We start from the raw sequence: 9,104 nt of genomic DNA, 5'->3' as shown, positions 1-9,104 counted from the left end.
AGCCTCCGTATCTGCAATATACATATATTGTATAATACAGAAGCAAACTTGTCAAAAAGTAGATAATTTTCAGCCGAAACAAATTATTAAAACGGCATTATTAATTTGTTGCTTATGGATAAAAGAGGAATGCGTTAATTGTATAATTTGACATGATTTTGATATTTTATCTGAAAGTCAAACGGGGCTTTTAATCTATTTACCGAAAATTTACAAAATAAAGCTCTTATTTCGTCCTCGTTTGTTGCTTAAAAATTTGTCAAAAGGGCGGTTCATTTTTAAGAATTTTGAGTTCTTTCATAGGACTTACATCACCGTTATAGTCACAATCATCAATTATTTCTAAGGCTTTAAGTCCATTCAAGATATGTACGATTTTTTTATCGTTGTCTGAAAAGTGTCACAGTGACACACTTATTCTTCTGCCTTATGTACCGATTGTTTAATCTTATCCTCATTGAAATCATTTTTTAAATATTCCACAATTTCAGCAATAAGATATTTTTTACTTACTTTCAAAGCATACTCTTCCAACTTCGGACACTTTAGTAAGATTAACTTAAACATCTCAATATCGCGTTTTAAGATTGCAAGACGTATTTCTTTTTTGCCGATTTTCAAGCCTGGGAAATCGGCAAAAAGCAATCTAAGTATATCTCTGCCGTCATAAAGAATCGCCCGCCGTATATGTGCCGCACCTGGTACAGCTCCGCAGGTAATACAAGCCTGTACAGTCTTAATATCATTATTTAGGCAGGCTGCAAGAAGCTTTTTCTGAACCCTGCGCAGCGGCTTTGTTTTCTTTTTAATTTCACTACTTTTGCCGTCATCGGGAACATTACTTGAAATGACCGCCTCGGGTTCGCCAGGCTCGGCTGGTTCCGGGATCTCAGCCGTTATATATACCTTCTCAGCTGTTGTTACATCTTCTTCAGGTTCCGGTATAAAGTCCTCTCCCTCAGCTTCGGGTATTTCGCCGAACAGCTTTTCATACTCATCAATTTGCTCATAATCTATAAGCAGATTCATTGCCTGCTGTTTTGTTAGCGGTATTATCTTGTATTCATATTCAAGCTTTTTCTCCCGCTGCAGCATATGCAGGCAAAAGAATTTATACTTGCGGTTGCGGTAAAGCTCTCCTTTTTCGTATTCGTTAAGCATATAAGACATAACCATTACTGCGGTTTCCGTATCGTATTTAAACCCGTCAATTATCGTTTTCATTCGGTTATCTCCATTCATCTGAATATTGAAAAAGAAAAACTTTCTGAGCTTTTATGTAAGACGCAAGATTCTTAATCTCGTCTACAAATGATATATTAGTACCTGGACTGCGTATACAAAATATCCCGCAGGCTGCTGAACCTACTATAAAAACGACCATTGAAGCCAACAGGTTATTGAAGTAAATATACAGTACGATCGATAAAACCAGTACAACAAAACTTCCTTTAATTGTTCGGCGCATTTCTTTTTTACCTAAGCCGGGAGTGTATTCTTTTTCAACGGATACGTCAACCGGAAAATAGCATTTATTTTCATTCAATTTTTTCACCTCCGGGTGCGGCATAATGCCGCACCATTAATTAGTTATAGTAACGCAGGACAAGATCCTTAATTATACCCACGCAGGACGCTAAGACTGCGAACTTGATCGTATTAACGATCTTACCCTTAATAGCTCTTTCATCATCTTTGTTAGAGATCATAGAAATTGCAAGTATCGCAATTCTTAGCGCTGACCCTATAGGAATAAGTATCAGTATTCCGTTTATTATATTTGATATAGTCATATGCACATCGCCTTACTACTTTTTAAAGTGTCTAAATACGCTTTTAATACTGCGGATCATATTACCGCCATAATATGCCTTCATCATAAGATTACCTCCTCCCTGTGACGGGATCATAAAGTCACCCAGCATTTTTGGACTTCTTAAACTCGTCCAAAGGCAGATAGTCCCAAGAAATGCCGCACTTAAAAGGTTATTGTTGTGAAATCCTGATATTAATATTGAAAAACCAAGTTGTGTAAGCGTTATCTGTACAAGTATAGTTACCATGACCTTTGAGATACTCATAACATATGATTTGAAAATGCCTTTATCTGAGTTAATAAGTCCTATTGAGCATATAGGCATTGCAATTTTTAAGATCCATAGTTCAAATCCATAGCCCAGACATTTAATATATATTATCCAGAAGAAAATAGTGAAAATTACTACTATAGCAAAGCTCGTCAGTTCTTCTGCCAGCGATTCTTCTGTCCATGTCGAAAAGTAATCTACAAATCCATCCCAATCATAATCTGTTCCTAAAGAGCTTTGAACTGCTGTCAGAGCCTTACCGGAGAGATCTGATATAATTTCTGCAAACCAATTCAAAACAGTGTTACCGCAGACAGCTATTACCAAGCCTTTTATAAAAAGTGCCAGAAAATTGATAGGATCGCTTTCTGCGTCACCGTCTGTGTATAATACATATGTTTGGAATCCCTTTACTAAAAAGAGAAGCATTAGCAGGGAGATCCCTATTGAAGCAAATACATTCATTAGAGATTCCGTTACTGAAGAATTTGTAGTTTCGGAAATAAATGCGTCAACTCTAAATGAATTATATGCAAGATCTTCAAGGCAGTTCTGTAAATTTTCAAGCAGTACCGGAGCTATAAGTCCGAGTATAAAACATATAGCTATAGAAACTAATCCAGCCAAAGCGTTCACCCCATTTCCATATCAGGCTCTTGCTGAAGCAAGCTGTCCCAACTCTGATAATTGTAATTCTGATCAAGCTGCGGTTTTAATTCAGCGCTGTTACCCTGATCATTAGCGCTGCTCTGAGTTTTAACCGCCGACATTTTCTCTGCCTCAGCCCGCTGTACATGAGCATAATACGCTTTAAGTATAGTGCTGCATATTATGCTCCTTGCCTCCGGAGTTATCGGATGTGCAATATCCCTATACTGGGTTTTTCCATCTTTGTCCACATAAGACTGCTGCGGCATAATAGCCTTAAGTTCACCATTTTTGTCCGGCATTATCTTGAAGCCCTCGATTGTAAAAACATTGTCTATCGTAATTCTGGCAAGAGCCTTCAGGTTCATATCCGGTTTATTAAAACAGCGGTCTATAGATACCTTTATTTTCATATAAAGCTCCTTACTTATAGTAGGCAAGCACCAGATTTATCAGCGTACTTGCGACCTCTGCAATAACGACACTGATTATTGTCGTTTTTGTTCTTTCCGACCATTCTTTTTTGTCCTGCTGATCAGCTCCGCTTTTACGGATCTGAAAGTATATTATAAAAACCGTACCAATAGGTATAGCCAGTATCTGTATCCATTTAAGCACGTCATCTATAAGCTTTTCAGTACCTGTTGCGATTTTGGAATCCTGGAACGAAGCGAATGCAGACTGAGCGAAAATCACCGCTGAAAAAGCGGTCAGGACAAATGATAAAAGCGTTCTTTTCAATTTGTTTTTCTTCATAATAGTTACTCCTTTATAATCTTTTTTGTTTTTTCAAGCTTTGTATTTTAAATTTATTGAAGTTTGCGGTTACCCACATACCGTCATACTCCGGCGGTTTGTCTACATCTTTAAGCTTAGGTCTCTGCGACTGCCGCAAAGCCCTGACTTTTTCGTTATGCTTCTTATTTCCCAAGCCGAGCATTGTGTTAAAAGCCCATTTACTTAGATCAGGCGAGTTTGTGATCTTGCAGCCATTTTCTCCGATAACAAGCATATACGGTCTTTTCAGCCGTTTTAGTTCGTCCGGGAAAAGCAGATTGCGTTCCGATAGGTTCATTGACGATGAGCCGCCGCTGTACTTGCCGCTGTTGGAGGACAGTGAATAGCTTGATGTCGTGTATTTGCCTAAGCTGTCCGATATTGGCTTGTTGGTTCCGGAATCGTCTGTGGATTTTAGGTATATCTGATTTGTACAGTTGCCCTTGATTATTTCGCAGATGTTATCGTTGTACTTCTCTTTCAGCTGAGCATAGCTCTGTAGGAACAGATTGTATATAATGCCCTTGGATCGTCCTACCGTTAACATCATATTAAAATCAGGAAATGCCGAAAAATTACCGAACTCGTCCAGATCAAAGTGAACTCTGCGAGGCAGTCGACCGGATCCTAAAACGTTGTTGCTGTAATCGTCCAGCGCTTCATATATTTGCGCAACGAGTAGAGATACGAGCGGATAAAACGTTGTTTTGCTCTCCGGCAGGATTACAAACATAGCTGTCCTTTTTGTCGCAAGGTCGGTAAGCTTGAAATCCGAATTACTGCAAATGTGATAGAGCTGGCGGTCGGTAAATACCGTAAGAGCCGTACACGCAGATGTGTAAAAGCTTCCTCGGGTTTTGCTCGGCGCAACGTTTGCCTGAGCAAAGATAAGGTTTGCCGGATGATCTTCACCTGCAACCTTCAGATATTCATTAAGCAGCAACCCCTTTCCTCCCGGACGTTCAGCGCACATCCTTGTAAGCCATTCGTAGACATAACATAGATTCTGGTTCTGAGGCTTATCCATATTGTCATATGTACAGGCCATAATACCGGCTGCCAGTACAGCAACCTTGCCGTCGTGCCACAAAGGCTCAGTCTGTTCGTTTTTCTTGCCGGCGATCATTGTAGCGTAATCGCGGCACAGCTGCATTGCCTTGTTAAGATCTCCTGCTTTAAGCTTGTCAATAATAGGTTGTAAAAAGTTATATCCCATTGATTTGCTCATATCACGGTAATCAAGCACTATTGTATTTACTCCAAGACGCTTAAGCAGCCTGCACAAATATTGATATAGCTCTCCCTTTGGGTCAGATACAAAAACCGATTCTCCGGCAAGCAGCTGACAGATTATCGACTGTATAACCAGATAACGTGATTTCCCCGAGCCGGTTGAACCTAAAACCATTGAATGAATATCGTCGGTAAGAACATTGATATATTCTTTGTGTCCTCTTTTCTTATAGCTAACAACCAAGCCTCCGCCTGTTTTTTTCAGCGGTTCGGTATCAAGTCTTTTCCGCATGTTTGCCTGCCTTTTAAGATATAGCTTCGAGTGATTATATTTGATATATATCATCCTGTGCGGCAGATTCTGAAAAAGCTTTCTTTGCCTGAGTTCTCCGTTAGATATGCGGTATTTCTTTACTTCATTTATATCCTGTTTTCCCTGCTGTAAAAGATAGCGGAAAACAGGAGCTTTTAAGTTGATCCTTACGACCGGATAATCCCCACAAAATTTTTTGTCTGAAAGGAACCATGCGGATCCATGCTGATACTGACCTAATGGCTGAGGTATCTGAATGTCAGGAGTAACGCTGTAAAGCTCTGCCCGATAATCGTCCTTTGTGTCGGAAAAGAATAATAAGTAACCCATAGCCACTACAATGAAAACCGTGCAAATGAATGTGGTCTGAGCGTCCTTTTCAGCTTTTAGTATTTCAATGCAATACCCCGGAGGGTAATATCCGAACCTGTCGGCTTGCTTTGATATAAGTAAAAAAATGCCTGGCGCTGTGAAGAAGCCTACGGCGCAGGCGATACCAAACAATATGACCAGCAGTGGTATTTTGCTTTTGTTTTTCAAATTTCCAGCCCCCTGTCCTTTCTTTGCTTTATCAGTTCTCTTATAGCTTCCTTGGATAAGTCTCCGCTCTTAGCCATAGCGTTATATTCCGCACACTTTATATTATTCTGCCTTGTAAGCCGAGCCAGATTCGCAAACGCCGCCAGGATTCCTCCGGTTATATATTCCGCCTGTCGCTGTCCGTCTACTCCGGTCTGAAGGGAATCTTCAAATTGATAGTCTTTCATGGTTTGCAGAAGAGCGTTTGCAATCATTTTGACTGCGATATTGGAATATTTTCCAGATTGATATTTCAACTCATTTTCCTTCGCCGAGTAAAACTTAAAAACCTCTATATGCGATAATACAAAATTATCAACCAACGCTTTAAGCTTATCATTGCTGTTAAGTAGCATTTTTACAAAATTATCAACCATGAGTTTGCGCTCCGGCGCAAGATCCTCATACGCCAGTCTACCTTTGTGATTCAGCACTTCCATTCTCACTCGAAGATATTCCTTCAGAATATCTTCGATATTAGGCGTGTCGAGAATATCAAAGCTGCTTAAGCCGGAAACATCAAATTGAATTACTCCGTCAAGATAATCATTCACATCATAGGTATTTATCCTCTGTAGAGTTAAGTATTCTTCAAAGCCCTTGAGAATTTCACGGCTGTCGGCTCGGAGGGCGTTTTTCGCCTCGTTCTGTGCCTTGAAAAATTCCTGAAACTCTTCCTTGTAGGTATTCTGTATCAGCTTTTCACGAGTTTTCTTGTAAAGCTCAGGGGGAAGCTTGTTCGGCTGAACTGCGTTTGAGTTATCCCACATTATTATGTGAGTATGAGGCTGTCCTTTTTTATCGTGAACTGCCGCCTCCCATTCAAGGTTTTCATATTTGATCCCTCTCTCCTTAGCTATAACCAGAACCTGCTCCTTAACGTATTTTTTCCAGTCTGCAAGAGTATTAAGTCCAAGATGAGCAGCCTGCTCTGAGGTAAAGGAAATCACATCACGGTATGTCGTCTTATACCTATCCGTAACCTCAGCTATCTTTTGCATACCTTCATCAACCGATATAACGTCTAGATATTGCCGGTTAAAGCTGCCGAACAGTGCGCTGTCTTGTTCCGGCTCTTTCCATGCCCCGGGTCGGGTAGCTATGTATTCTACATGAGCCTTATTTTTTACTGTTCGGTTTCCGTCCGTCCGTTTGTTATATCCTCTCGCCTTATATATTAATACGGCGCTACTCATCGCTTCCTCCTATTGCATTAAAATCAAACCCGTAAGGATCATTCTTAAGCCTTAGAGCTTCTTTTAGCAGCTCTGTGTTATTAAGCAAAAATCTTTCAACATCGCTGTCCTTCTGTGACATATATTTTACAGCCAAACGATTACAGCGGTTTACGATTTCAGATATATCCCCGATGTCCGATTTGTTATCCTCACTTAAAAGATTGGCAAGCTGAAGAAAATATCCTGCACCATTAATCTTACCGAGCTTAATGATAAGCTTGATAATTCTTTCAATCTGAGGATCAAGCACGCCGGATAAAACCGTCTGCATGATTTCTGAAAGAAAATCAATCTCTGACTTGTACCCCTCAAGGTTCAGACCCTTGTCTATATACCGTCTTACAAGGTCTGACACGGTAATGTGTTCGGCGGAGGCTTTTACCTCAAGCTGTTCTTTCAATTCGTCCGGCACACGAATAACTAAAGGCGTACTTTTCAATTTGTTTTCCCTCCTTTTCGTCAAGGCTTATGCTTTGACACTTGTGTATTATGTTTGTAATACATTTTTGTGTGCTGTAATACGCTTCGCAGGCTTTGCCTGCGAGATGTGCTAAGCTGTCGTATGACAGCTATTCCTGCCCTTCTGGGTTAAAATCTCGTTTCACTTCGATTTTTGCCCTTTCGGTACGCTGCTCCGCAGCTGAAAAATTTGAAAAGAAAAAAGCTCAGGCTTCCGGGGCAGGGATCGGCTCTGATTGGATTTCCGCCTGCTCTTCAGGGAAATACTCCTCGATCTTTTCAGGCGAATCATGCTGTATAAAGCATTGACAAGCTTTTACTTTGCATTGCTGCGCAAATTCCGGGTGTAGCGATCCGGTCAAATATTCGTTGAAATCCTTGAACGGAATCGGAGGTCTGGAACGGCCGATGATGTATTTCTCCTTATATTTTTCAACGTATTTTAATATCACATTCTGTCCTACGTTGTTCCAACATCGCAAATTTTTATCCCATTTGTAGAAATCGTTATCCAAACAGAAAACTATTTGCTTAATCTGCGGATTGTCGGCAAGATACTGCTTAAGAGCCAGATCGGATGTGCCGCCGAGCGCAAGCCGTGTGTCCATTTGCCAATCAAGACCTGACAGCTTACACAAGGTTGCATGGCTCATTGCGTCGATGGGTGCCTCAAATACAAAAAGACGGTCGCTTGTACCGTCTATCCTGAAGCCGTATTTTTTATCGCTGTTGAAAACCTCTCCTTTAAATGGCTCTTTACCTTCAATTTCAACCGTTCCGCGCACGCTTGCATATTTAATGTTGCCGCTGTTATCCTTGCCGCAGAAAACCACATTACGGTGTATATCCTGATATATATTGCGGTCGTACAGGCATTTATATACCACGTCTTTATCAATGCATCGTTTAGTCATCAGATACCAATATAGATTTCCGTATGTGCCGCTGAATGTTTCCGGCAGCTTTATTTTTCCTTTTGGCTTCGGCGGCTCATTATTTATGCGCAGTTCAGCGGCAGGAGTAATCCTCGCTGTTGTCAGCAGCATTCTTATGGCATCAATCTTACGATCGACGCCGCAGAATTTCATCAAAAAATCAACATTGTTACCCCGATCTTGAGTACTGTGTTGATACCACCCTAAACCATTCTGCCAGATATATAATCCACCAAATCCCTTGATGTGAAAAACATCACGCTCTGCTTTAAGCTCATATCCGTACTGCTGTGCCAGATCTATAACCGATGTTTCATACGCCGCTTTCATTTCGTCTTGAGTAAAAGGATAATTGTTTCTTTTCAATTTTTATCACTCCATTTCTTTTATCACTCCATTTCCAGATCAGGCTGCTCCGGTTCTTCTTGGAATTGTTTTATGCTCTGACTAATTTGCGAAAGCCTTGAATAGTAGTCATTGAAGCCGCTTATAACGGATCTTAAATCATGTTCTGATAAATTTCCGCGCTTAGCGATTATATCAGAACTTTTAAAGAACTCAATCTTATTACAGCGGACAAACGATTGAACCTTTAATCCGGCTGCTTTGCTTTCGGTAAGCCTAATACTGCATTTATCGTAAGCACGTTCTTTCGACGTTACTTTCAGCGCCGCAAATTCATCATTGTTTGAATTAATCAGAATACAAACCGCAGGACGCAGTTTGGCGAACCTCTCATTTTCCTCATAGTGAAAATTGACTAAATATACATCTCCTATTTCCATTGTTTTTCCTCCAAACAAAAAAGGAAGAACACCAAAAATGTTCTTCCTTT

Annotated in this window: 11 protein-coding genes; all 11 read right to left on the bottom strand. The window is 40.4% G+C overall.

Going from position 1 to position 9,104, the window contains the following annotated elements:
• Nucleotides 1–414: 414 nt before the first annotated feature.
• The 11 genes from ACYQ0H_RS06145 to ACYQ0H_RS06095 all read right to left on the bottom strand — a co-directional run bounded on the left by ACYQ0H_RS06145 (nt 415) and on the right by ACYQ0H_RS06095 (nt 9,054).
• Nucleotides 415–1,224: a hypothetical protein gene (locus ACYQ0H_RS06145; RefSeq protein ID WP_459811961.1), complete on the bottom strand. Its 810-nt coding sequence runs from the start codon at nt 1,222–1,224 to the stop codon at nt 415–417.
• Between the two features lie 4 nt (nt 1,225–1,228).
• Nucleotides 1,229–1,546, bottom strand: a complete 318-nt coding sequence (locus tag ACYQ0H_RS06140; RefSeq protein WP_459811960.1) for a hypothetical protein — start codon at nt 1,544–1,546, stop codon at nt 1,229–1,231.
• A 40-nt stretch (nt 1,547–1,586) separates the two neighbouring features.
• Nucleotides 1,587–1,793, bottom strand: a complete 207-nt coding sequence (locus ACYQ0H_RS06135; protein WP_459811959.1) for a hypothetical protein — start codon at nt 1,791–1,793, stop codon at nt 1,587–1,589.
• Nucleotides 1,794–1,808: 15 nt separating this feature from the next.
• Nucleotides 1,809–2,714: a conjugal transfer protein TrbL family protein gene (locus ACYQ0H_RS06130; protein ID WP_459811958.1), complete on the bottom strand. Its 906-nt coding sequence runs from the start codon at nt 2,712–2,714 to the stop codon at nt 1,809–1,811.
• 5 nt (nt 2,715–2,719) lie between these two features.
• Entirely contained in the window at nt 2,720–3,148 is a 429-nt protein-coding gene (locus ACYQ0H_RS06125; protein WP_459811957.1) for a septation protein SpoVG family protein, read from the bottom strand.
• Between the two features lie 10 nt (nt 3,149–3,158).
• Nucleotides 3,159–3,491 (bottom strand): hypothetical protein, encoded by a 333-nt coding sequence (locus tag ACYQ0H_RS06120; RefSeq protein WP_459811956.1) that lies wholly within the window; start codon nt 3,489–3,491, stop codon nt 3,159–3,161.
• Between the two features lie 13 nt (nt 3,492–3,504).
• A complete protein-coding gene (locus tag ACYQ0H_RS06115; RefSeq protein WP_459811955.1) occupies nt 3,505–5,598 on the bottom strand; it encodes a VirD4-like conjugal transfer protein, CD1115 family in 2,094 nt (697 codons plus the stop codon).
• The gene (gene mobP3 / locus ACYQ0H_RS06110; RefSeq protein WP_459811954.1) at nt 5,595–6,833 is read right to left on the bottom strand and encodes a MobP3 family relaxase; all 1,239 of its coding nucleotides are present in this window, start codon (nt 6,831–6,833) and stop codon (nt 5,595–5,597) included. The genes ACYQ0H_RS06115 and mobP3 overlap by 4 nt, the downstream gene beginning before the upstream one ends.
• Nucleotides 6,826–7,314 carry a ribbon-helix-helix protein, CopG family gene (locus ACYQ0H_RS06105; RefSeq protein WP_459811953.1) on the bottom strand — a complete coding sequence of 163 codons (489 nt, stop codon included), beginning with the start codon at nt 7,312–7,314 and terminating at the stop codon, nt 6,826–6,828. Before ACYQ0H_RS06105 ends, mobP3 begins: the two co-directional genes overlap by 8 nt.
• A 226-nt stretch (nt 7,315–7,540) precedes the next feature.
• The gene (locus tag ACYQ0H_RS06100) at nt 7,541–8,635 is read right to left on the bottom strand and encodes a DUF3991 domain-containing protein (protein ID WP_459811952.1); all 1,095 of its coding nucleotides are present in this window, start codon (nt 8,633–8,635) and stop codon (nt 7,541–7,543) included.
• A gap of 23 nt (nt 8,636–8,658) precedes the next feature.
• Nucleotides 8,659–9,054 (bottom strand): type II toxin-antitoxin system PemK/MazF family toxin, encoded by a 396-nt coding sequence (locus tag ACYQ0H_RS06095; RefSeq protein WP_459811951.1) that lies wholly within the window; start codon nt 9,052–9,054, stop codon nt 8,659–8,661.
• Between the last annotated feature and the right edge of the window lie 50 nt (nt 9,055–9,104).

This window comes from Hominimerdicola intestinalis (genome assembly GCF_054655215.1).
This window is presented reverse-complemented; position numbering and strand designations above follow the sequence as displayed.